The following is a 23,769-nucleotide window of genomic DNA, read 5'->3' as shown; positions in this document are numbered from 1 at the left end:
TTTACCTGTATCCATACCTAAACTGGACAAGAAGAAAAGCTGACTAGATTATCCAGCCAGCTCTTAATTATTTCTTTTAGAAAATCGTCTTTTCCGGTTCATGGTTGATCATGTTTTTGATTCGATTGTTTTCATCCATGATGGCTACTTTTGGTTCATGATTCGGAACATTTTCCTCAGCAATCATTGCGTAGGAAATAATAATAACGATATCCCCCTCCTGAACAAGGCGTGCAGCCGCTCCGTTCACACAAATTACGCCAGAGCCTCTTTCTCCTGGGATAATATATGTTTCAAATCTTGCTCCATTATTATTATTTACAATTTGTACTTTCTCATTTGGAACCATGCCAACTGCATCCAGAATGTCTGTATCAATCGTTATGCTTCCCACATAATTTAAATTAGCTTCTGTGACAACGGCACGATGAATTTTGCCGTTCATCATGGTGCGGAACATGATGTTTCCCCCTATTTTTCATTAATTTCTAAAATGATATTGTCAATCAATCGTGCTTTCGAAAACTTCACTGCCATAGCAATAATAAACTTCCCATTTAATTTAATCATTTCTCTCAGCATTGGATAGGAATATACTTCAATATAATCAATCTTGCCATCTGTTTTTTCAGTTACCATTTCAGTAATTAAAGCAACCACTTTTTGTGGATCTCTTTCTCCTGCAATGATCGCCTCTTTAGCTCTTAAAAGGCTTTGATAAAGGATAGGAGCCTGTTCTCTTTCCTCTGTCTGCAAGTTCACATTCCTAGAGCTTTTTGCCAGCCCATCCGTTTCCCTAACCGTTTCGACAGGTATAATTTCGATCGGAAAGTGAAAATCATGTACTAGTCCTTCAACGACAGCCACCTGCTGCGCATCCTTCGTTCCAAAATAAGCTTTTTCCGGCTGGATGATATGAAAGAGCTTCGTTAACACGGTTGCAACCCCATCAAAATGACCAGGTCGAGATTTCCCGCATAAAACATCTGTTCTTGCATTTACTTTAACTGTTACAGAGGAAGGGTGCGGATACATCTCCTCTACCGATGGATAGAAAATGTAATCAACTTTTTTCTGCATTGATAGCTCTTTGTCTCTTTCAAAATCCCTTGGATAAGAGCTAAGATCTTCCGTTGGTCCAAATTGAAGCGGATTGACAAAAATGCTTATGACAACAATATCATTCTCTCCGCGCGCTTTTTCCATTAGAGATAAATGGCCTTCATGTAAAAAACCCATTGTAGGAACATATCCGATGGATTGTCCTCCTTTTTTTGCATGCAAAATAGCGTCCTGCATTTCCTCGATTGTTGTTATTACTCTCATGCTTTCCCTCCGTACAAACTAAGCAGTTCTTCTTCCTTCATCGTAAAGCTGTGCTGATCATCCGGAAATAAACCTTGTTTCACTTCATGGACATACGATTTTAACCCATGTTCAATATCACCATTCAATTGTGCAAATGTTTTAACAAATTTCGCCACCCGTTCCACTCCATAGGTAAGCACATCATGATAGACAAGAACTTGTCCATCTGTGTGAACTCCAGCTCCAATTCCAATAGTTGGTATCTTAATGGATGTTGAAATTTCTTTTGCCAATTGTTTAGGAACACATTCTAAAACAAGGGCAAATGCACCAGCTTCTTCACATTTTTTTGCATCCTCAATTAGCTTTCTTGCGGCTTCTGCATTTTTGCCTTGAACTTTATATCCACCTAAAACACCGACAGACTGCGGGGTAAGACCTAAATGTGCCACAACTGGAATGCCTGCTTTAGTTAATGCTTTTATACTGTCAATAACCTCTTCTGCCCCTTCAATCTTAACTGCATGTGCACCTGTTTCTTGAAGAAGCTTTGCACCATTCAGAAGTGTATCTTTCATCGATAGGTGATAGCTCATGAACGGAAGATCGACAACAATAAATGTATCGTTTGCTCCGCGTTTCACCGCCTTCGCATGGTGGACCATATCATCCATTGTTACCGGAATCGTTGATTCATACCCTAAGACAACCATTCCTAATGAATCCCCGACTAAGATCATGTCAACTCCAGATTTCTCAGCTAGTTTCGCTGCTGGATAATCATAGGCTGTTAACATGACAATTTTTTCACCGTTTTCTTTCATTTTCATGAAATCGGTCGTTTGCTTCATTTCTTGTCCTCCTTTTTAAGGAAGAGGGTGATATATAGCAGGAGCTATTTTTTGAAAAATAAAAATCCTTCTGTAAACACAGAAGGATTGTGAAGTAGCTCATGATTTGCGATTCATCCCTCTGTCCCGGTCCATAATGGATCTAGGCAGAAATCTTTAATTTATTTGATAACAAATTGGTGCAGTTCAACAAGAGGATACTGCCCGGGAAAAACATTTATGTTTTTCAAATAAAGTATATCAAATCAATGAATAAGCTGACTACAAAAATATTATTTTTCCAATTCAATATCAGCTGAATAAACATGATGAACAGTCCCGTGAGAATCTTCAATCATTAGAACACCATCATCTGTTATTCCTAACGCTTGTCCAGATATGGCGCCAGTTATCGTTCTAGCTGTAATATTTTTCCCAATGCTAATGGCATAGCTTTCCCAAAGAAGCTTTATTGGAAAGAAACCTTGATCTAAATATATGGTATACAGCTTTTCTAATTTTACAAGCAGCAATTTGATTAGTTCTGCCCGTTCCAGCTTTTGCCCATATTCTATCGCTAGAGAGGTTGCTATCGGTTTTAGATCTTCCGGATAATCTTCCAGCTGCTGATTTACGTTAATTCCAATCCCAATAATAATTGAATGGATACGATCCGCATCCGCCTGCATTTCCGTTAAAATGCCAGTTACTTTCTTTCCATTTAGCAAAATATCATTCGGCCACTTAATTTCTGGCGTCATACCTGTCATTTCTTCAATCGCCTGTACAACAGCAACTGCAGTAATTAACGTTAGCTGTGGTGCCTTTGCAGGAGGAAGATTAGGGCGTAATATAACACTCATCCAAATACCTGTATACTTAGGCGAGTGCCATTTTCGATCCATACGTCCTCTTCCCGAAAGCTGCTCCTCTGCAATAATAATCGTTCCCTCTGACGCCCCTTCAAAAACCAGGCGCTGGGCCACTTTTTGGGTAGAGTCTACGACATCCTCCGAATGGATATGTCTGCCAATGAATTCCGTTTTTAACCCAAGTCTTATTTCATCGGCAGTCACCCGCTCAGGTGTCTTTATAATCTTATAGCCTTTTCTTCTTACAGCTTCCATTTCAAAGCCTTCTTTTCGCAGCTCTTCAATATGCTTCCAGACCGCCGTCCTCGAGCAGCCTACTAGCTCGGCTAGTGCCTGTCCCGATACAAACTCTTCCTGACTATTGGAAAATGCATCAAGCAGCTTTTTTCTTAATTCTGATTGCACTTGATTAGCCACTCCCTTAATGAATGATTGTCATTGCTAACCTTTCGATGAATCACGGCATTTTCAATCCTATCTAATATTTCTTTTATCCAAGGACCTGGCTTCTTTTGAAACCACTCTTGTAAATCATTTCCCGTAACCTTTAGCTCACTCCGCTGTTTAATAGGCAAATCTTCATATTGTTCCAATAAGTGATTGATTCGACTGTCTATTTCCTGATTATGTAATAAATTATACGCTCTTTCGGTTGAAAAGATTGTATTCAAACCTGCTTCGTATAGGGATTCATCCGTCCAATCCATTTTCAGTCTTACCTTGAGCCATTTCACTATTTGAACAATTTTTTTGATTTTCTTTACGGGCAGCTTCCAAGTCTTTAAAAAGGTACTCATTTCATTTTCATTTATTTTTAGCTGATAAATAAGAAATGCCCACATTTCTTCAATTGACAGGCCCGTAGTATCGTATTTAATCATCCGGATTAACCCTTCTGAATAAAGTGCCATTCCAGGCAAATACATATATAATTCTGTTTCATGCAGCACACCTAAAGCATTGCGGTGGTTTTTTCCAGCTAATAGCTTTTCAAACTCAATTAGTTTTCTTTCCGTTGAAATGTGTTTGAGCAAATAAGCATTTTGAATCAGCGCTTCTCTTGTTTTTGTTTCAATTTTAAAATTAAGCTGACTGAAAAACCGTACGGCACGCATCATTCTTAATGCATCCTCGCTGAAACGTTCTTTTGCCTTCCCGACCGTTTGAATCACTCTATTCTCTATTGCTTGTTTGCCATGAAAGGGATCAATGAATTGTCCAGTTTTATCCATCGCAATCGCGTTCATCGTAAAATCTCTTCTTTTTAAGTCTTCTTCGAGCGATCGAATGAATTGTACCCCGGATGGTCTGCGGCAATCTTTATATTCTGCTTCAGTACGAAAGGTTGTAACCTCATACGTCTTCCCGCTAAATAGAACAACAATTGTTCCATGTTCTACACCAACATCAATTGTTTTCGGAAAAATAGCTTGGATCTCCTGAGGAGTTGCAGATGTTGCTATATCAACGTCAGCTATATCCCTTCCTAGCAATAAATCTCGGACAGAGCCTCCAACAAAATAAGCTTCATACCCCTCATCTTCAATTTTAGTTATTAAGGGAATGGCAGATAAAAATGGCTCCTTCATATGTCCTCCCTATTCATTAAAAGATCATAATAAATTTCTTCATATTGCGCTACAATAAGTCCTGATCGAAAATTAATATAGGCAGCATTAACCGCCTCCGTAGAAAACTTTTTATGAAGATTTTCATCAGTGAGTATGGAAATACCTTTTAACGCAATTGCTTCAATATCTCCTAATTCACATAAATACCCGTTCTTTCCATCCTTAATTACCTCTGGAATTCCTCCAACATTCGTCCCTATGCACGGTACACCACAAGCCATGGCTTCTAACGCCACTAATCCAAAGCTTTCTTTTTCAGACAGTAAAAGCATGAGGTCACTGATTGAATATAATTCCTCAAGGTTATCTTGCTTACCTAAGAAGATGACTTGATCAGTAATCCCTAATTGACTAACAAGCTTACAAACAACCGTCATTTCTGGACCATCACCGACTAGAAGAAGCTTGGCAGGAATTTGTTCTGCTATTCTCGAAAAAGCCTTCACTACATCTTGGACCCTTTTCACTGCTCGAAAATTCGAAACATGGATGATGACTTTTTCCTCTTCATTAATCCCAAACTCTTCTTTCAAATACGATGAATTGGTTAATCGATACACTCGCTCATCAATAAAATTATAAACGACTTCGATCGCTTTATTCGGTTTGACAACATCATATGTTTGAGCGATTAGTGCATTTGATACCGCAGTTACTGCATCTGACTTTTCAATTCCAAAGCGGATGGCATCAGTTAAAGTTGAGTCATATCCTAGCACGGTAATATCCGTTCCATGAAGGGTCGTAACAATTTTGATATCTCGATCACACATTTGTTTCGCTAATATCGCACAAACGGCATGAGGAATGGCATAGTGTACATGAAGAAGGTCCAATTTCTCCCGATTAATTACTTCCGCCATTTTACTTGCTAAAGCAATATCATATGGCGGGTACTGGAAAACGGAATATTGATTTACCTCCACCTGATGATAATATATATTCGGGTTCATTTTATTTAAACGGAATGGGACGCTTGAAGAAATGAAATGAATTTCATGTCCTCTCTCTGCCAGCATTTTCCCTAATTCTGTTGCGATTGCACCTGAGCCGCCAACAGTCGGGTAACAAGTAATGCCGATTTTTAATTTTTTTTCTTTCATTGTTCTTCTCCAAATAAATCATAATTCATAATTAGCGGTTTCATTCGTTTGAAACCTTCCGCATATGTAATGCCTGCCTGATTGCCAAATAGTCTTTCTCTAGCCTGAATCATTTCAACGTAGCCGTTTACTAATGGGGTATTAAAAGATTGGGCTGTTTTTGTAAATTGGCTTTTATACGCTTGCAGGCTAGCTATCTTCTTATCCATATAAGAAGATATATCAACAACAAAATCTGGTTCATGAAAACCATTGATCATATAAAAGAATAGATTTTGTACCTTATGAGGGGGAAGCTCTTCTTCTGAAAAATAGTTTTTTATACCTGCAGAGAATACTGCCTCCTCTACTAAGCGGGCACAGCCGCCATGATCTGGATGACGATCCTTATAATATGGGGCAAACACGAGTGCCGGCCGATATTTACGAATCACATGAACAGCTTTTCTTATGTATTCCTGATTATGAAAAAGCCCCCTGTCAGGTAAATCAAGTGTGTCTCTAGTAAGAACACCTAGAATACCAGCTGCCTCTTTTGCTTCCATTTGCCTAATTTCAACCGTTCCATTTGAGGACAGCTCCGCTTTTGTTAAATCGCAAATGCCAATTTTCTTTCCATTCTCTGCATATTTCGCAATGGAACCACCCATCCCTATTTCAACATCATCTGCGTGGGCTCCAAATGCAAGTATATCAAGTTTGATCTGCTCCATTTATTTCACCGCTTCTTCCATTCACAATCGTTCTCCAAGCTAAATCTCCACGTTCCAGTCCTTTAATTAGTATCTCTGCTGTTCCAAGATTTGTCGCAAGCGGGACAGAATATACATCACATAACCGAATTAGCGCACTAATATCAGGATCATGCGGCTGGGCTGTTAAAGGATCTCGGAAAAAAATAACAATATCCATCTTATTATTCGCTACCATTGCACCTATTTCCTGGTCGCCTCCATACGGACCGGATTGAAAGCGATGGACATTTAGACCAGCTTCATTCATAATCCTTAAACCAGTCGTTCCTGTCGCAAAAAGATGATGCTCAGACAATATATCTTTATACGCAGTAGCAAAGCTGACGAGATGGTCCTTTTTCTTATCATGAGCAATTAAAGCAATATTCATCGTTTTGCCCTCCATCATTCTATTATGTTTTCTAGCCCATATATGAGCGTATCTATTTTCATTACTGTCTCCACAGCCAGCTTTACTCCAGACATGAATGATGCACGGTTATATGAGTCGTGACGAATCGTAAGTGTCTGTCCAGTCTCTCCAAACATCACTTGCTGATGGGCAATTAACCCAGGCAATCGAACGGAATGAATACGTATGCCCTCATAATCGGCACCTCTTGCACCAGCAATTGTTTCCTTTTCATTTGGATGTCCCTGCTGCTTGGCCTCTCTAAGCTCCGAAATCATTTCAGCTGTTTTCACAGCAGTTCCTGAAGGGGCATCCAGCTTTTCATCGTGATGCAATTCAATAATTTCCACATCATTAAAATATTTGCTCGCCATTTGAGAGAATTTCATCATAAGGACAGCTCCAATGGCAAAATTAGGGGCGATTATACAGCCAAGACCCTTTTCCTTACAAATGTCTTCAAGCTCATCTAGATTCCCTTTAGTAAATCCTGTTGTTCCAACTACTGGTCTTACTCCGTATGATAGTGCTGTAATTGTATGCTTCATCCCAAATTCGGGTGTCGTTAAGTCTATAAGCACATCAGCCTTTGCCTTTTGAAAGCATTCTTCTATTTTCGAATAAACAGGAATATCCAAACCTGGAAAGCCTTCAAAATCACTCAAAAGTCCACCATCATTTTTATAATCAACAACTGCAGTTAAGTGAAAATAGTCGGTTTGCTGAACAAGCTTGACTGCTTCTCTTCCCATCCTTCCTCGAGGTCCAGCTATAACAATCCTTATATCTCTCATCTGTATTTCCCCTCTATTCTTTAATTCTCGTCCATCGATCCTTATCACGGGTAGTAAATTTGTTCATAACCAGATCATGAGCTTTTTCTAAATCAATATTTAAAGAATTTGCAAGGCAAATGAGCACAAACAGCATATCACCCATCTCTTCTTCAATTGCTTTGTCTTTTTCAGTCGATTTCTTTGGTTTCTCACCGTATTGGTGATTAATCTCTCTAGCAAGCTCTCCAAGCTCCTCAGTCATTCTTGCCAGCATCGCCAGCGGGCTGAAATACCCCTCTTTAAATTGGCCAATGTATTCATCGACTTCTGTTTGAAGCTCTTTCATCGTTTTTTCTGACAATTTTTCCACTCTCCATTTTATTGCTTTGGAATGATTCAATTACCTACTTTCATGTTAGCTAATCAACGGTTCTTTTACAAACATTTTTGCCCTCGCTTAAATCCTTTAATGGATAAACTTGACTTTCCTATTAGATAACATGCACAATTATCTAAGTGAAATTTTGGCAGTGGAGGTTTTATGTGAAAATGGGGCTAAAACTTAAAAATATTATTTTTATCCTTCTTGGATCAATCATTTTTTCATTTGGAATTGTACATTTTAATATGCAAAATAATTTAGCTGAAGGAGGATTTACTGGGATTACCTTACTCTTGTACTTCCTTTTCAAGTGGGATCCTTCCTATACAAACTTAATTTTAAACATCCCACTTTTCTTTATTGGCTGGAAATTGCTAGGCCGGAACGCCTTTTTGTACACCATTATTGGTACAGTCAGCGTTTCAGTCTTCTTATGGATCTTCCAGCGCTATCAAATTAACATGCCTCTAAACGAGGATTTAACTTTAGCTGCATTATTTGCTGGGGTTTTCATTGGGGTTGGACTAGGAATTATATTCCGTTTCGGCGGCACGACTGGCGGGGTTGATATTATTGCACGATTAGTAAACAAATTTGCTGGGGTAAGCATGGGGAAAACGATGTTTATGTTTGATGCAGTAGTTATTACCCTCTCTTTAATTTTCTACTTATCCTATCAAGAAGCCATGTATACACTTGTTTGCGTTTTTGTTGGTGCAAGAGTGATTGATTTCATGCAGGAAGGAGCCTATTCTGCCAGAGGTGCAATGATCATTTCTGATCACAATGATGAAATTGCTGCTAAGATTATGAACGATATGGAAAGAGGGGTTACTGTATTAAAAGGGCACGGTTCTTTTACAAAAAAGGAACGGGAAGTCCTTTACTGTGTCGTTGGAAAAAATGAAATTGTCCGCTTAAAGAATGTCATTACATCCGTTGACCCGCACGCATTTGTTTCAGTTAGTGTTGTTCATGACGTCCTTGGAGAAGGGTTTACATTAGACGAAAACAAAAAACCACTCGAACATTAATTTGATTAAAATCGAAAAGCGGAGGCGACTGTACAGCCCCGACAAATAGCAGACAAAACAAAACCAGCCATTTGGCTGGTTTTAATCATTTCTTTGCATTCCAGTATAAATAAGAATTAAACGCAGCAGTTCCATCACCGCAACAGCTGCTGCAGCAACATAAGTGAGCGCGGCTGCATTTAGCACTTTTCTAGTCTCCCTTTCTTCATCATTTCGAATGACCCCAAGAGAAACTACCTGATCCATCGCTCGATTGGATGCATTAAATTCGACTGGTAAGGTAATTAGCTGAAAAACAACTGCAGCTGCCATAAAGATAATCCCTAATAAAACAAAACCGCTGTAGCCTGCTAGAAATCCAATCATAATTAATATCCAAGAAAAATTAGATCCAAGATTCGCAACAGGAACAAGCGCATGGCGAAATCTTAAAAATGAATAATCCTGCTGATCCTGGATCGCATGACCAACTTCATGAGCTGCTATTGCTGCAGCTGCAACAGAATGACCGTGATAATTTGCTGAAGAAAGACGGACCGTCTTTGAACGGGGATCATAATGATCCGTTAAATGACCTCTTGTTTCTTCTATTCCAACGTGGAATAAACCATTTGCATCTAAAATCTTTCTCGCAACTTCTGCACCCCTCATATGGGAAGAGGATGAGACTTTCGAGTACTTTGCATAGGAGCCCTTTACTTTAAGCTGCGCCCAAATCGGCACTAGTATGATGATAGCGAAGTAAATAAGGTAACCACCCATAATTAACCTCCCATTTCCGCTAATTCTAGTTGTTTTTTTATATTCTACACTTGCAGAAATTTGATGTCACTATTTTTGCCCTCTTGAACGGTTCTTTTCCTTTTGCCTGTCACCCTTATACTTTCTCCATCCTACATAAGATAATGTAAGTATAATAATACTGCCAGTTGAAATAATCACCCACCATAAAGAGGGATCCGCTTCATCATCAGACATTTCATCAAATAAAAGCTGCAAGTCCGCTTCCAATGCGTCAAGTTCCTTCTGAGTTTCTTCATCAGCTAATACTTGCGGGCGATAGCGATCAATATAATCAATACGAGTATCGATTCTTTGAATGCGCTCCCCTGTAACATTAATTTTCATGCTTGGATAAATAACATCATATAAAGACAAAAAAGTATTAAATTTCGATTGAAAATGTTCTTTATCTCCGTTGTATACAGCCTCTTTCATTTCTCCAAAAACAGTCATAATCGGGGCTTCCATTTCTGTCCATAATGGCTGACTTTGAGAAGTAATAGCATCCATAACAAGCCTAAACTTTGTTACACGATTGATTTTCTCATTGTGATTTATGGTTGCATTAGCAGTAGCTTGCACCGCTTCATCATGAGAAACAGTAACAATTCTCATCTCATCAGAAGTCAAAATTCTTACCTGTTCCGATGTCGCACAAAATTGATCTGAAAAGTAATCTAGAAGCTTTTTGGCATCATCATATCGATGGAGCTTGACCATTTGCAGCGCTTCATCCGATAATTGATCCAATCTATCAATAGATGAGGTTTCTTCTGCATATCCTGTTATGGGCAATAGAAGAAAAATCATGATTGCAATCATTATTCTGGATTTCATACTTGTCCCCCCTCAAATTACTATTAAATATGTATGAGAGTTTGGACAAGGATAGACCAGAAATCCATTTTCGATAGTTTTAATTCGATTTTATTATTAGTATTGGCTAATATTTAATTTCTAATTGAAAATGATTTTTTCTTAACGTCAAAAAGTACGTGATCCCTAAAGAAAAAATACTCAGCCAAAATGTGAAATACCCAATTTGTGGAGTATACAAGTCTAAGATTGGATAGCGCGGAAGCATAAAAAACACATAATCAATCACATCATTATGCAGCGTCCAAATACCTGTAACTACAAGATGCCAAGTTTTTATACGGTAAAATGGTGCATAAAGCATTCCCTGTACAGCCATCGCACCATGTGAAAATATCAGCATAAGCGCAACCCAATCAAGCTCCCCAGTCACTTGAAATACTAATAAATTCATCACTACAGCCCAGATGCCATATTTAATTAATGTTACAATGGCTAGCGTTTCAAATAACGGCCAATTTTTCCCTAAAAGAAAAGCGATTAATACAAATACAAAGAATAAGCTTGCAGTTGGGCTATCTGGAACAAAAGGCAAGAATATCGCAGGTGTTTCAACAAGCTGCCATTTATACCAGATATAACCGTAAATGGTCCCTGCAATATTGATAACTAAAAGAAGCCACATTACTGCTTTATTCCCTAAAACTGGATAAATCCACTTCATGATTGTCCTCTTCTCTATTCAATGTTTTTCTTCATTATTTTACCATAGAGGCCTGTACATTATATGCACACGAAACAAAAAAGCTGACGAATTAACGTCAGCCTTTAGGATTATTCACTTACGATTCCTGAGATATACTCAGCCAATTTATCAAATTCTTCATCTGAACCTTTGAAAAGTCCAGCTGGCATTGCGCCTTTACCGTTGGTAACAATTTCTTTAATTTCTTCAGGAGTTAGACCAGTGTCAATAAGAGCAGGTGCTCCTCCTCCTCCTTGAAGTTCTCCACCATGACATGTTAAGCAAGTATTCGCTTCCATAATCTTGTAGCCTTCTGCTTCTTTATCAATTTCAACCTCAGCAACAATTTTACCTTGGTTTGCTGCAGCTTCCCAGTCATGGGTTGCTACGGACTGCCAAGTTAAGAATGTAATTGCAGCTACTGCTAATAACATAAATCCAGTAGCTAATGGGCGCTTTGATGGACGGCGTTCTGGTCCACGGTCGATAAATGGTGCAAGCAGCAATGCTCCGAAAGCAAGACCTGGTATGATTAAGGCACCTACAATATTAAATGGACCTGATGCGTAAGTATACTTTAAAAGTTGGTATAAGAATAAGAAATACCAGTCTGGCAATGGAATATATGCTGTATCACTTGGATCCGCGATTTTTTCAAGCGGCGGCTCATGTGCAATTGTTAAACATAAAAATCCGATTAGGAAAACGGCACCTATCATCCATTCTTTTAATAGGAAGTTAGGCCAGAATGCTTCCGTTTTGCCAGGGTATTCCGAATAGTCTTTCGGAATGTTCGGTTTTCGTTCAGCAGAAACACGAGAGTCTCCTACGAATTTCATACCTTTACCACGATGCATTGGGCGATTCCCCCTCCTTTATCTAAAAATCCTCTTTTTGCTCATATCAGCTTACAATGGTCCTGAAATACCTTGTTTACGAATCATTACAAAGTGAGCAGCCATTAATGCGAACAATGCTGCTGGCAAGAAGAATACGTGAATCGCAAAGAAACGAGTAATGGTTTGCGCTCCAACGATATCCGGCGATCCAGCAATGAGGGTTTTTAGATATACCCCAATTAACGGAACAGATTCAATAATTTGCATTGTAACTTTTGTTGCAAATAATGCTTTCATATCCCAAGGCAGTAAGTAGCCTGTTAAACCAAGAGCCAGCATAACGAAGAAAATCAATACACCGACAACCCAGTTCAATTCACGCGGTTTCTTGTAAGCACCTTGGAAGAATACGCGTAACGTATGTAAGAACATCATTACGATGACTAAACTAGCACCCCAGTGATGCATTCCGCGGACAATTTGTCCAAATGCCACATGGTTTTGCAAGTAATACACGGACTCCCATGCATTTTTAATATCTGGAACATAATACATGGTTAGGAACATTCCAGATAAGATTTGAATAACGGTAACAAAGAATGTTAATCCGCCGAAGCAATAAACGAAAGCAGAAAAGTGATGGGCAGGGTTTACATGCTCAGGCACTTCATGATCTGCAATATCGCGCCATAAAGGCGTAATATCTAAACGCTCGTCCACCCAGTCATAAATTTTATTTAACAAGGATTACGCCCCCTTCTTTGGCTCTGCTTTACCTAAGTGCAGGTAACCATCTTTTTCAATGTAAGGATATACATCAAGTGGTGCAATAGGTGGTGTACCTGGAACGTTTGTACCATCTTTCGTATAAAGTCCTCCATGACACGGGCAGTAGAAATGGTCAGGTTTGGATTTATCTCCTTCCCAGTTAACCACACACCCTAAATGCTTACAAACAGGTGAAAGTGCGACAATTTCTCCTTTGTCGTCCTTATAAACCCACGCAGTTCCAGTTTCTTCAGAATTGTACCATGCATCCTGCTGTTCGAATGTAAAGTCAACACGAGTTGGCACTTCTGTAATATCAGCAACCTTTTGCGGAGTCGGAATGTAATTACCGCCAGCTTTTGCCTGCAATACTGGATCAATTGCAAAACGAACCATTGGCATTAACATTCCAGCAGCCATGAAACCGCCTACACCAGTTAGTGTATAGCTTAGGAATTGACGTCTTGAAACACGATTTTTGCTCATACCTTTCCCCCCTCTATTATGAAGTTAAGTCCAACGGACAAAATTCAACACAATATAAAACTAGGACATAACAATGATATATCAATCTTAATATAAGGTCAATATATCCTTTGACGAAAACATGTCAACTGTGTGACTAAAATTGCCACTTGACTTAAGCTGATGCCCACTTTTGCAGAAACAATTGGAGCAGCTGCTTTACTTGATCGTCAAGAATAGTAGTTTTATACTGCTCATCCATATGCTCTAGCGGAAGCGAAGGGAGCCAAATCAAACCGCTCGTGATTTGATTTTCATTTGCTTTCCAGCTGCTATCAGATGTTAAGCAGAATACGTGTTTAAACCCTTTTTCTAATAGTTCCGTTTCCCATAATTTCACATCGCTTATAAGCTTATCCTCAGGGAATGATTTTAAATATGAATAGCCTGGAAGCATAACTAATCTCCCTCTGAACTGTCTTTCAAGCTGAATGCTCAATAAAGATATAAACTCCGACATCGCTGCAGTTTGCTTTATGTCATCTCCTAATGATACCGGAAACAAAGGAAGAACTGCTGTGTCTACATATTCTTTTGATTTTATGTACATATCAATATCCTGGGAAATCCACTTCATCCATTTCACTCCATATCTTATATTTGTCCAAAACAATAGAATTGCATTCAATAATCAATAGCTGCTGCCAGCTTTCCTCATTATCATATCACTATAATCCAGTTACTAAAAGGAAGTTTAGCACACTTACAAAGCAAAAAAATAAAAGCCTGCCAGTATGGCAAGCTAATGAATATCTTTATTAAGCTTTATTAATTTTTCTGTTAGCAGTAAAAAAGTCTGTTCATCATGATTATCAAGTGCTTCATCAATTTTTTTCAAGAGATGATCCTTTTGAAATCTTTCTATACAGTTTTCTAAGAAACGTTCCGCAATCAGCCGATCCTTTTCATTTATTCGAAGTTTCTTTGGCATGAACGGATTTTCTTCCAGCACCGCTGCATACTGATGTGTTTTGTTTGATGCATGAAAATTTAATTGTATAAAGATTTCTTCCTCCCGGTTTAGTCTAATATCATGGAATGATTTCTCTGCGTCTGTAGTCATGACATTTTCCTTATAAAAACGAAATGGGACTTCTTCCACACAATGAGTAGACATTACTAAACCCTTTGGGCAATATTGCGCTTGTTCAACAAAATGAACCTTTTCCATTAGTTGATCATGGCTCATTAAATAATTTAATATCCATACGCATTCTCGCCTTTTTAACTGATAATGATTGAGAAACCAGCGAATAAAATCTTTTTTCTCGTTGACAGATACAGGGGCTGACATGATTAGATTCCCTCCTCTGCAAATTGAAATGCGATAAGCTCCTCGTAATTATTCCGAGAGTCTTTGTACTATATCCTGAAATTCTAAGTTGTTTGGTTCAATTTTTATTAGTCTATTAAAAATTTCGGCAGCCTCAGCTGTTTTTCCTTCTTCAATTAGAAAATATCCATAATCGGACAGAAAATCTGGCTGCTCCTTAAAAAAAGTATATGCACTATCGTATTTGTTTAATGCCTGTGAATATTCTTCAAGCTGCTGATGTGCGATTGCAGCATCCCAGAGGAGACGGGGCTCTTCTTCTTCAAGATCGTTCATCATTCCCGTTATTTCTAAGACATCCTCATACCTATCCTGTTTAAGGAACAGCTTTGTCAGGGTGACAGCTGCCTCTGTAAATTCAGGATCTAGAGCTAAGGACTCTCTAAATAACTTTTCAGCTTCCTCTTCCTTGCCAAGCTTTAATGCGAGCTTCCCGCCGTATAAATAAAGATCTTTATTATATTCATCCTGCTTGATTCCCATTCTTATCGCTTGATAGCTATTTTCGAGTTCTTCTTCCCGTTCATAGGCTTTTGCAAGATTTAAATATAATGAATGATACTCAGGATCCAGCTCCATTAATTCATTAAATTTTTCAATCGCTGTCCGATTAAAGCCTGCTTGCAATGCTGTGAATGCATAGCTAAACAAAGTATTGATTTCAATTTTTTCATCTAGTGCTTGCTCGTAATATGGCAATGCTTCCTCAAATGCTCCCCCAACACTCAGGACCTCTGCCATCCGTTGGTTGACATTTACACCCCCAATTACATCTTCATTAAGCAACACCTTTTCGTATGATCTTGTGGCCTCTAGAAATTTCCCTTGCTCAGCATAAAGTTCTCCGAGTGCAAAATCAATAATGATTTCATCTGGCAAAATAGATTTTGCCTTCTGCAGCTTTTGTTCGCTTACCTCATAAAGCCCTTCCATCTGGTAAAGGTCAGCTAGGAGGAGAAGTGATTGTGGAAAACTTGGATCATCCTCCTGCACGCGTTCAAGCACTAGGATTGCTTCGTCTTCCTGACCAAGATCAATATTCGCCTCAGCCAAAAGAACGAGCAGCTCTCCCTCTTCTGGATAAGCTTCCAGCAGCCTCTCGAATAATGCCTTAGCTTCCTCTACAAAACCATATTGAAAGAGCTCTTCCGCAAGGACAAATCTTTCCTCATGGGATCCTTGCAGCAAAATTTGTTTTTGCTGCTCCATCGCTTCCTCATGTTGGCCATTTTCTATAAGTGTAATAATTTTATCTACTTTTTCCATTATTATTTCCTTTCGGGACAATTATCTGACTAGCAGTATACTAAATAGTAAAATAGGATGGTGTGTTTATTTTAACATGTTCACCGAAACCTGGACGAAAATCAATGTAATCCTGCGCACGGATGACCTCGCCCTTATGAACAGTATGAACAAGCATATGTCTATGATAATGAAAGAGCTCGATTTCTTCAATATTTCTGATTTCCCTGCTCTTCAAGTATAAGTTATATGATAGTTCGAGACCTTGATGAATACTTGATTTCTTCGGAAAAATCCCTATTTTTTTTAAAGCAGGATAGGAGATCGGTTCATTTTCTGCTATTTCTTCATTAATAGAAGGAATTTTTTCTTTTTCCATAATCCGCTTCCATCTAATTTTTGCTTCGCTTCTTTCGCTCTCATTCCCATTTACAAAAAGCGGTATTAGCGGACTATTATACGGAAACATAGCCTCCCTCAGCCATCCCCAAGGAAGTGCATCCAGCTCGTCCACATGATGAATTTCTACAAAAACGGCAGGCACCTTTTCCCGCTTGCATTTTCTTAATAAAGATGGAGTTAGTAATCGGGAAGAAATCTTCACACCAATAATATAGTCGATTGGACTGCTTAACAACCGTGTATGAACACGTTTAATTTCTTTCGACAACGCTTGCTCATGATTCACTTCAGCTAATGTTATAAAGGTTGTACAGCCCTTAAGTATGAATTCATTAATAAAGTATTTTTTTAACTCTTGGAAAGGCAAATTTAACGGGAACTCTTTATGCAAAAGAGTCGATGTGGGGGTCATGATATAAGAAGCTGCATTCATCCGAATAAACCTGTATCGTTTATAATCCGGTTTAATCGATAAAATCTTCCCATTCTCAATCAGCAGTGAAGCTTTTGTCATCCTTCGTTCCTTTAATATGGTTGCATTTTCAATAATATACGTCATAAAACCCCCCTCTTATTCGGTCTTATGACAAGCTATGCACTTTATAAGATAAATATGACAAAGAACGATCAGGACAATGCACTTAACTAAATATGTAAATTTCGGTCTGCCAAATTTCACTGTGCAGATTACTAATTCGTACGTAAAGGCTTGTTTAATTAATCAGACCGACAATTTTTTCCAAAGCAAAAGAGCTGCACAGCAGCTCTCAATAGGTAAGTGACTATATAAGACTGTTCAAATGGTCAAAGAATGAAGGATAGGATACATAAATAGCCTCTTCATTCTCAAGGTAAACGTCTTCCTTACTTAAAGCAGCTGCAATTGATAGCATCATCCCAATCCGATGGTCCCCGTGACTTGATACCATTCCACCAGTTAATTCTGATTTGCCATAAATAATCATCCCATCTTCGGTAGCATCTATTTTAGCACCAAGCTTCGTAAGTTCAGCCACAACAGTATCAATTCGATTTGTTTCTTTCACCTTTAATTCGTGAGCATCTTTAATAATTGTTACCCCTTCAGCTTGGGTTGCCATTAAGGCAATAATTGGAATTTCATCAATCAATCTTGGTATGATTTCACCTCCAATTGTTGTTCCTTTTAATGCAGAAGATTGAATACAAATATCTCCGCTTGGTTCAAACTCATTCTCGATATTCTGTGTGATCGTTATATTTGCCCCCATATCCTTCATAATATCAATAATGCCCGTTCTTGTTGGATTCAGACCTACATTAGTCAATTTAATTTCACTTTCAGGTATAATGGCACCAGCTGCTAAAAAGAAGGCTGCAGAAGAAATATCTCCTGGAACATGAATGGATGTACCCGTGAGTTTCTGTCCGCCCTTTATTCGGATCGTTGTGCCAATTTTCTCTACTTCTCCGCCGAATTGTTTGATCATTCGTTCTGTATGATCTCTAGTAGTCACTGGTTCAACGACAGTCGTCGTTCCATCAGCTTGTAAACCAGCAAATAGAAGAGAGGATTTAACCTGTGCACTCGCTACAGGAAGCTTATATTCGATTCCTTTCAAATTCCCGCCCATAATCGATAAAGGCGTGAATTCACCATTCTTTCTTCCATTAATGGCTGCTCCAAATAATTGCAATGGCATCGTTACCCTTGTCATCGGTCTTTTTCCAATCGATTGATCACCAATCAAAACAGAGTGAAATGGACGTCCAGCTAATATCCCTAACAATAAGCGTATTGTTGTGCCAGAGTTTCCAACATCAAATACCTCTGAAGGCTCATTTAATCCTTCAAAGCCATTGCCACGGATAATAACCTTTTCTTCCTGCCGCTCAATTATGACACCCATTTTTTTGAAACAATCGATCGTACTTAAGCAATCCTCACCTAATAAAAAATTTGTGACAACTGTTTCTCCTTCTGCAATTGCCCCAAACATGATTGACCGATGGGAAATCGATTTATCTCCAGGAATGGCAAGTTCTCCATTTAAGCCTTCCACATTCGTATGCAGTTTTATTGGCATCCCCATCATCCTTTCCTAAATTTTTTTACAACAAAAACCTTCACACCATGTACTATAAACCAGCTGAAGTCTCATAGTTTGTATGTAAATGAATACATGTTTCCGCACGTTCGCGATCCTCTTCAGTTTGAAAGCTAATGACTAATACACCATATATTTCTTCCCTTGTTTCAAGAATACGTATATTTGTAATACTTATTTCTTCCTTAGCTAGAATTCCTGTTATTTCGGAAATGACACCAGGATAATCAGGGACATCAACAAAAAGGTCGTAAAAAGCAGGGATCGCTCCTTTTTGTTTTTGCGGCAATTCATCTCTAAACTGCTTTGCCTTTAAAAAGTAATCATAGATTTCTTCACTATTTTCGGTTTCCAGCATTTTTGTAACCTTTTGCATTTCTTCCTGCCAGTTTACTAATAAACTTAGAATAACATCTTTATTATGTAATAAAATATCTCTCCACATTGCAGGACTGCTGGATGCAATCCTTGTCACATCGCGGAAACCGCCGGCTGCTAAACGAGGCACAAGCTTCCTCTTTTCACTTGTTTTCTCTGCTTGATGTACAAGAGAAGCGGCAATTACGTGAGGAAAATGGCTGATTACACCTGTTAAATAATCATGCTCATCTGGAGACAATATTATAAATTTTGCTTTCGTCCCTAAAAGCCAGTTTTGCAGAAGCTGTACCTGTTCACCATGTATATGGTCTTCAGGGGTTAACAAGTAAAAAGCATTTTCAAACAGGATTGACTTTGCAGCAGTGATCCCACTTTTATGGGAACCGGCCATTGGATGACCGCCAATAAATGCAATCCCTTTATCTGCCAGCAATTTTGACTTTTTAACGATTGCCTTTTTCGTACTGCCTGCATCAGAAATAATAACTTGCTCTTTTAGCTCAATATTTGCTAAATACTGAATAATCATTTCCGTTTCTTGAACAGGTGCAGCGATCAAAATAAGATCAGCTTCTTTCGCACCAGCTTCAATAGAATCAGCAATATCATCAATTACAGAAAGCATTCTAGCGAGCCTTGCCTGTTCGTAGTTGACATCAAAACCAATAATTATCGCGTCCTTATGCTGCTTCTTTATACATAGTGCAAGGGAACCCCCTATCAATCCTAAACCAATTATAAACACGCGGCTATTCAAGATCCTCATCCCTTTAAATAAATTCAGAGGCTAAAAAAAGCCTCTGAATATTTTTATGATTTTATTGGGCTTTTACTCCCTCTAAACACGTTGCTTTAAATGTTAAATATTCTCCCATCACTTTCATCACGCCTTCATTTTGCTCCTTTGATCCGACTGTTACACGAACCGATGTCGGAAAACCGAGAGCCTTACCTGAGCGAACGATGTATCCTTTCTCAAGTAAGAACTGAAACACTTCATTCCCATCCGTATTGAAGTCAATTAAAAGAAAATTGCCTTGTGAAGGGTAGTACTCAAGCTTGTTTTCAAAACAGAATTGATAGAAAAGTTCAAGCCCTTCCCGATTTCTCTGCATGCAATACTCAACATATGACTGATCATTGATCGCGGCTATTGCTGCAGCTTGCGCTGTACGATTTACATTAAATGGTTCCCTAACAGGTTCCAGGGCACGTATAGTATCAGAACAACTGATTCCATAGCCTATGCGCAAGCTTGCAAGTCCATAAATTTTTGAAAATGTACGCAGAATAATCAAGTTAGGAAATATCTTCAATAAAGGGATAGTATCACAATAATCTGGAGCATCCACATATTCGCAGTAAGCTTCATCAAGAACAACAAGAACATCTTTTGGTACCTTCTCTAAAAAAGGAAGCAATCGGTGCTCTGGAATATAATGACCTGTAGGATTATTCGGGTTGCATATCCACACAACAGATGTATACTCATCCATTGCCTCTAGCATGCGATCAAGATCATGTTCTCCATTTATTAAAGGGATTTCTTTAATATCTGCTCCTTCAACAATAGCATTGTGCTTATACTGTGGAAATGTCCGCTCAGCCATAATAGTATTTGTACCTTTTCCTAATAATGACCTAGAGATCATTTGGATAATTTCATCCGAACCGTTTCCAAAGATTAATTGATCCTCATTCACCTTCAGATGTTCTGCCACAGCTGCTCTTAAATCTGTTGCATATCCATCAGGGTATAATGGGAATGTTAAAGGTGATTGATTTAAAGCTTCAGCTACTTTATCTGAACACCCAAATGGATTTTCATTAGATGCGAGCTTTACAATCTTATCTAAGCCATATTGCTTTTTCACTTCATCGATTGATTTCCCTGGCTGATAGGGAGTTAACTGAAGGAGCTGCTCTTTCCATTTCATGATCATTCACCTTTTCTTATCAATTTTACGATTTCAAATCTATGAATTATTAGGATCTATTTTCAACTTTTAAATCTGGCCTTAAACTTATTGCATTTCCTAAATAAATATGGTTTATTTCTTCTTGCGGGATCGCTGTGTTCACGTGCATCATAATGCGAATACATTTTGCCAATGCAGATGGAACAGGAATTTCTCTCATACACATAACAGGTACATACGTCCAGCCATCAATTAACCGGATAGCTTTCGCAGGGAATGAATCTGTAATATCTTCTGTCACAGAAATGAAAATAGATGCAACCATATTTGCTTCAATCCTGTTTTGTTCGATTATTTTTCTAAGTAAGATTTCTGTTGCTTCAATGATTTCACTTTCTCTATTCTCAGAAACAGTAATAGCTCCCCTAATTCCTCGAATCATAATCATTCCCCCTTATGAAATATGTATAGCTCATTCAACAACTCTTCATCCGTAATTTCATATGAAATGGGGCTGCCAATTTCCTTTAACAATACAAAATTTACTTTTTGGTCAATCGACTTTTTATCTTGCCTCATCCGCTCTACTAATTTTTCATGTGACAGCTCTTTTGGAAGCTTTATGGCATATCCCAGCTGTTTTAGCCAAGCCTTAAAATATTCACTATCAAATTTTAAACCGGCTTTTTTCCGGCTTAGCTCTAATGCAAATAACATTCCAATGACGACTGCCTCACCATGCGTCCATTTGCCATAACCAGCCTCGGCTTCGATCGCATGACCAAGTGTGTGACCAAAATTGAGAAATGCACGAACCCCTGTCTCTCTTTCGTCTAAAGAAACAAAATCATTTTTGACTTCAATCCCTCTAGCCAGCATATAACTTAAATCGGGAACGGATAGCCTCACCAATGAGCGGATGTGTTCACTTAACCATAAATAAAGGGCAGGATCATGAATAAGCCCATGTTTAACCACTTCCGCAAATCCAGATCTTTTTTCATGCAATGGCAATGATTCAAGAAAATTCAAGTCATAAAATACTGCTTCCGGCTGATAAAATGCACCAATCATATTTTTCCCTGATGGATGATTAATGGCTACTTTCCCTCCGACTGCACTATCATGAGCAAGAATAGTTGTTGGTACTTGTATAAAAGGAATTCCCCTCATAAATGTAGCAGCAACAAACCCTCCAAGATCACCGACTGCCCCTCCGCCAAATGCAATGACAAGCGATTTCCTGTCCAGCTTATTCTCAAGTGCAAAAGTTAAGCATTGATAATATACTTCAAAGGTTTTAGCTTTTTCTCCACTTGGGACAATATATGATTGTACTCGGAAATCCGCAAGAGCCTGTTGGATATCAAATTGATACAAATCTCCAACTGTTTCATCCGTAATAATCAATACTTTTGATAGGAAAGGGAAAGCATGATTAATAAATGCGCCTAATTGCTTAATAACATCCGAACCAATAAAAACAGGATATGTTTTTGAAGCTGTTTGAATGGAAATTTGCTTCATATTAAAACTCCCTTGCGAAAGCTCTTTGCTTATCAACTGTCTCCTTCAATGTTTCCAATCGATCAGAGTAAAATTGTTCAACAATCGAAGCTGCCAGCTCCCATGCGATCACATTTTCGGCAACGACAGCAGCTGCAGGAACAGCACAGCTGTCTGAACGTTCAATACTTGCTGAAAATGGTTCCTTCGTTTCAATATCAACACTTTGAAGCGGTTTATACAGTGTTGGAATCGGCTTCATTACCCCTCTGACAACAATTGGCATGCCAGTAGTCATTCCACCCTCAAGTCCGCCTAAACGATTGGTTTTCCGATAATACCCTCGTTCCTCACTCCATGCAATTTCATCATGAACCTCACTGCCAGGTTTACTTGCTGCTTCAAACCCGATGCCAATCTCAACACCCTTAAATGCATTTATACTCATCATTCCACTAGCCAGTTTCGCATCAAGCTTTCTATCGTAATGAACATAGCTTCCTATACCAGGAGGCATCCCTTCGACAATAACTTCAACAATTCCACCAATGGAATCACCTTGTTGTTTTGCTTCATCAATGGCAGCCATCATCTTCTTTTCAGCTACTGGATCAAGGCATCTAACTGGTGAGCCTTCAGTAATTTCTTTTAATTTTTCAAGAGATTCATATTCTTTTAAAGCAGAAGTCACTCCGCCTATTTCAATTACATGAGAGGCGACCTCGATTCCTAACTCTTTTAATAACTTTTTTGCTACAGCTCCTGCAGCTACTCTCACCGTCGTTTCTCTTGCGGATGAGCGCTCAAGAACATTCCGCATATCCCGATGTCCGTATTTTAATGCACCATTTAGGTCAGCATGACCAGGGCGCGGCCGTGTAATCTTCCTTTTAATTTCTTCCTCTTCATCAGGAGCAATCGGTTCCTGCCCCATAATTTTCGTCCAATGCTTCCAATCATTATTTTCGACGACTAATCCAACTGGCGATCCAAGGGTATACCCATGTCTAATGCCACCCACTATTTGAACTGTATCTTTTTCAATTTGCATTCTTCTTCCTCTGCCATGACCTTTTTGCCGTCTTGCCAATTCAAAATTAATATCTGAGTCCAACAGCGGTAAACCTGCTGGCAGCCCTTCAATAATGGTCATCAGCTGCGGACCATGGGATTCACCCGAAGTTAAGTATCTCAAAACTCTTTCCCCCTTCAACTCATTAAAGGATTATGTACCAATATAACATAGGATAAATAATAAAAATAGTAAAAAAAAGAAAATTCCTATAATTTATTTCTATATTTAATGCATTTTAACATGAAATGATTAGTTACTCAAAA

General features: G+C 38.6%; 27 protein-coding genes. 1 reads left to right on the top strand and 26 read right to left on the bottom strand.

Annotated elements, in window-relative coordinates:
- Window positions 1–76: 76 nt before the first annotated feature.
- From panD to C1726_RS20075, 10 genes are all read right to left on the bottom strand, one after another.
- Window positions 77–460, bottom strand: a complete 384-nt coding sequence (gene panD, locus C1726_RS20120; protein ID WP_102274780.1) for an aspartate 1-decarboxylase — start codon at window positions 458–460, stop codon at window positions 77–79.
- A gap of 11 nt (window positions 461–471) precedes the next feature.
- A complete protein-coding gene (gene panC / locus C1726_RS20115; RefSeq protein WP_102274779.1) occupies window positions 472–1,326 on the bottom strand; it encodes a pantoate--beta-alanine ligase in 855 nt (284 codons plus the stop codon).
- Window positions 1,323–2,159, bottom strand: a complete 837-nt coding sequence (gene panB / locus C1726_RS20110) for a 3-methyl-2-oxobutanoate hydroxymethyltransferase (RefSeq protein ID WP_102274778.1) — start codon at window positions 2,157–2,159, stop codon at window positions 1,323–1,325. Before panB ends, panC begins: the two co-directional genes overlap by 4 nt.
- Window positions 2,160–2,431: 272 nt before the next feature.
- Complete coding sequence (locus C1726_RS20105; RefSeq protein ID WP_180968252.1) at window positions 2,432–3,427, bottom strand: biotin--[acetyl-CoA-carboxylase] ligase; 996 nt, start codon at window positions 3,425–3,427, stop codon at window positions 2,432–2,434.
- Window positions 3,400–4,599 carry a CCA tRNA nucleotidyltransferase gene (locus C1726_RS20100; protein ID WP_102274776.1) on the bottom strand — a complete coding sequence of 400 codons (1,200 nt, stop codon included), beginning with the start codon at window positions 4,597–4,599 and terminating at the stop codon, window positions 3,400–3,402. The genes C1726_RS20105 and C1726_RS20100 overlap by 28 nt, the downstream gene beginning before the upstream one ends.
- Window positions 4,596–5,744: an N-acetyl-alpha-D-glucosaminyl L-malate synthase BshA gene (gene bshA / locus C1726_RS20095; protein ID WP_102274775.1), complete on the bottom strand. Its 1,149-nt coding sequence runs from the start codon at window positions 5,742–5,744 to the stop codon at window positions 4,596–4,598. The genes C1726_RS20100 and bshA overlap by 4 nt, the downstream gene beginning before the upstream one ends.
- On the bottom strand, window positions 5,741–6,457 hold the full coding sequence (gene bshB1, locus C1726_RS20090; RefSeq protein ID WP_102274774.1) for a bacillithiol biosynthesis deacetylase BshB1: 717 nt from the start codon (window positions 6,455–6,457) through the stop codon (window positions 5,741–5,743). The genes bshA and bshB1 overlap by 4 nt, the downstream gene beginning before the upstream one ends.
- Window positions 6,438–6,869 carry a methylglyoxal synthase gene (gene mgsA / locus C1726_RS20085; protein WP_102274773.1) on the bottom strand — a complete coding sequence of 144 codons (432 nt, stop codon included), beginning with the start codon at window positions 6,867–6,869 and terminating at the stop codon, window positions 6,438–6,440. Before mgsA ends, bshB1 begins: the two co-directional genes overlap by 20 nt.
- 14 nt (window positions 6,870–6,883) lie before the next feature.
- Window positions 6,884–7,684 (bottom strand): 4-hydroxy-tetrahydrodipicolinate reductase, encoded by an 801-nt coding sequence (gene dapB, locus C1726_RS20080; RefSeq protein WP_102274772.1) that lies wholly within the window; start codon window positions 7,682–7,684, stop codon window positions 6,884–6,886.
- A gap of 13 nt (window positions 7,685–7,697) precedes the next feature.
- Entirely contained in the window at window positions 7,698–8,027 is a 330-nt protein-coding gene (locus tag C1726_RS20075) for a nucleotide pyrophosphohydrolase (protein WP_180968251.1), read from the bottom strand.
- A 182-nt stretch (window positions 8,028–8,209) separates the two neighbouring features.
- Between C1726_RS20075 and C1726_RS20070 the strand changes: the two genes are divergently transcribed.
- Window positions 8,210–9,082, top strand: a complete 873-nt coding sequence (locus tag C1726_RS20070; protein ID WP_102274771.1) for a YitT family protein — start codon at window positions 8,210–8,212, stop codon at window positions 9,080–9,082.
- Between the two features lie 81 nt (window positions 9,083–9,163).
- On the opposite strand, the gene C1726_RS20065 is transcribed toward C1726_RS20070, so the two are convergent.
- The 16 genes from C1726_RS20065 to aroC all read right to left on the bottom strand — a co-directional run bounded on the left by C1726_RS20065 (window position 9,164) and on the right by aroC (window position 23,626).
- Entirely contained in the window at window positions 9,164–9,844 is a 681-nt protein-coding gene (locus C1726_RS20065; RefSeq protein ID WP_102274770.1) for a zinc metallopeptidase, read from the bottom strand.
- A 69-nt stretch (window positions 9,845–9,913) separates the two neighbouring features.
- Complete coding sequence (gene ypjB, locus C1726_RS20060; protein ID WP_102274769.1) at window positions 9,914–10,702, bottom strand: sporulation protein YpjB; 789 nt, start codon at window positions 10,700–10,702, stop codon at window positions 9,914–9,916.
- Between the two features lie 106 nt (window positions 10,703–10,808).
- Window positions 10,809–11,405, bottom strand: coding sequence for a lipoprotein heptaprenylglyceryl N-acetyltransferase LhaT (gene lhaT, locus C1726_RS20055; RefSeq protein WP_102274768.1), 597 nt, complete (start codon window positions 11,403–11,405; stop codon window positions 10,809–10,811).
- Window positions 11,406–11,515: 110 nt separating this feature from the next.
- Window positions 11,516–12,283: a menaquinol-cytochrome c reductase cytochrome b/c subunit gene (locus C1726_RS20050; RefSeq protein WP_102274767.1), complete on the bottom strand. Its 768-nt coding sequence runs from the start codon at window positions 12,281–12,283 to the stop codon at window positions 11,516–11,518.
- A 51-nt stretch (window positions 12,284–12,334) separates the two neighbouring features.
- Window positions 12,335–13,009 (bottom strand): menaquinol-cytochrome c reductase cytochrome b subunit, encoded by a 675-nt coding sequence (gene qcrB / locus C1726_RS20045; RefSeq protein WP_053476792.1) that lies wholly within the window; start codon window positions 13,007–13,009, stop codon window positions 12,335–12,337.
- 3 nt (window positions 13,010–13,012) lie between these two features.
- Window positions 13,013–13,519, bottom strand: coding sequence for a QcrA and Rieske domain-containing protein (locus C1726_RS20040; RefSeq protein WP_102274766.1), 507 nt, complete (start codon window positions 13,517–13,519; stop codon window positions 13,013–13,015).
- A 154-nt stretch (window positions 13,520–13,673) separates the two neighbouring features.
- Entirely contained in the window at window positions 13,674–14,135 is a 462-nt protein-coding gene (locus C1726_RS20035; protein ID WP_102274765.1) for a YpiF family protein, read from the bottom strand.
- 165 nt (window positions 14,136–14,300) lie between these two features.
- A complete protein-coding gene (locus C1726_RS20030) occupies window positions 14,301–14,852 on the bottom strand; it encodes a ReoY family proteolytic degradation factor (protein WP_102274764.1) in 552 nt (183 codons plus the stop codon).
- A gap of 48 nt (window positions 14,853–14,900) precedes the next feature.
- The gene (locus C1726_RS20025; RefSeq protein WP_102274763.1) at window positions 14,901–16,157 is read right to left on the bottom strand and encodes a tetratricopeptide repeat protein; all 1,257 of its coding nucleotides are present in this window, start codon (window positions 16,155–16,157) and stop codon (window positions 14,901–14,903) included.
- Between the two features lie 40 nt (window positions 16,158–16,197).
- Complete coding sequence (locus tag C1726_RS20020; protein WP_102274762.1) at window positions 16,198–17,097, bottom strand: hypothetical protein; 900 nt, start codon at window positions 17,095–17,097, stop codon at window positions 16,198–16,200.
- A 223-nt stretch (window positions 17,098–17,320) separates the two neighbouring features.
- Entirely contained in the window at window positions 17,321–18,604 is a 1,284-nt protein-coding gene (gene aroA, locus C1726_RS20015) for a 3-phosphoshikimate 1-carboxyvinyltransferase (RefSeq protein WP_407642046.1), read from the bottom strand.
- 52 nt (window positions 18,605–18,656) lie between these two features.
- Window positions 18,657–19,763: a prephenate dehydrogenase gene (locus C1726_RS20010; RefSeq protein ID WP_102274760.1), complete on the bottom strand. Its 1,107-nt coding sequence runs from the start codon at window positions 19,761–19,763 to the stop codon at window positions 18,657–18,659.
- A gap of 61 nt (window positions 19,764–19,824) precedes the next feature.
- Window positions 19,825–20,943, bottom strand: coding sequence for a histidinol-phosphate transaminase (hisC, locus tag C1726_RS20005; protein WP_102274759.1), 1,119 nt, complete (start codon window positions 20,941–20,943; stop codon window positions 19,825–19,827).
- Between the two features lie 49 nt (window positions 20,944–20,992).
- The gene (gene aroH, locus C1726_RS20000) at window positions 20,993–21,367 is read right to left on the bottom strand and encodes a chorismate mutase (RefSeq protein ID WP_102274758.1); all 375 of its coding nucleotides are present in this window, start codon (window positions 21,365–21,367) and stop codon (window positions 20,993–20,995) included.
- Window positions 21,368–21,369: 2 nt separating this feature from the next.
- Entirely contained in the window at window positions 21,370–22,452 is a 1,083-nt protein-coding gene (aroB, locus tag C1726_RS19995) for a 3-dehydroquinate synthase (protein WP_102274757.1), read from the bottom strand.
- A 1-nt stretch (window position 22,453) separates the two neighbouring features.
- Entirely contained in the window at window positions 22,454–23,626 is a 1,173-nt protein-coding gene (gene aroC, locus C1726_RS19990; RefSeq protein WP_102274756.1) for a chorismate synthase, read from the bottom strand.
- Window positions 23,627–23,769 lie beyond the last annotated feature (143 nt).

Origin of the sequence: Cytobacillus massiliigabonensis, from assembly GCF_900199725.1 — a bacterium.
GTDB classification, from domain to species: domain Bacteria; phylum Bacillota; class Bacilli; order Bacillales; family Cytobacillaceae; genus Cytobacillus; species Cytobacillus massiliigabonensis.
Note: the sequence above shows the minus strand (reverse complement) of the source record. Positions and strands in the feature narration are given on the sequence as shown.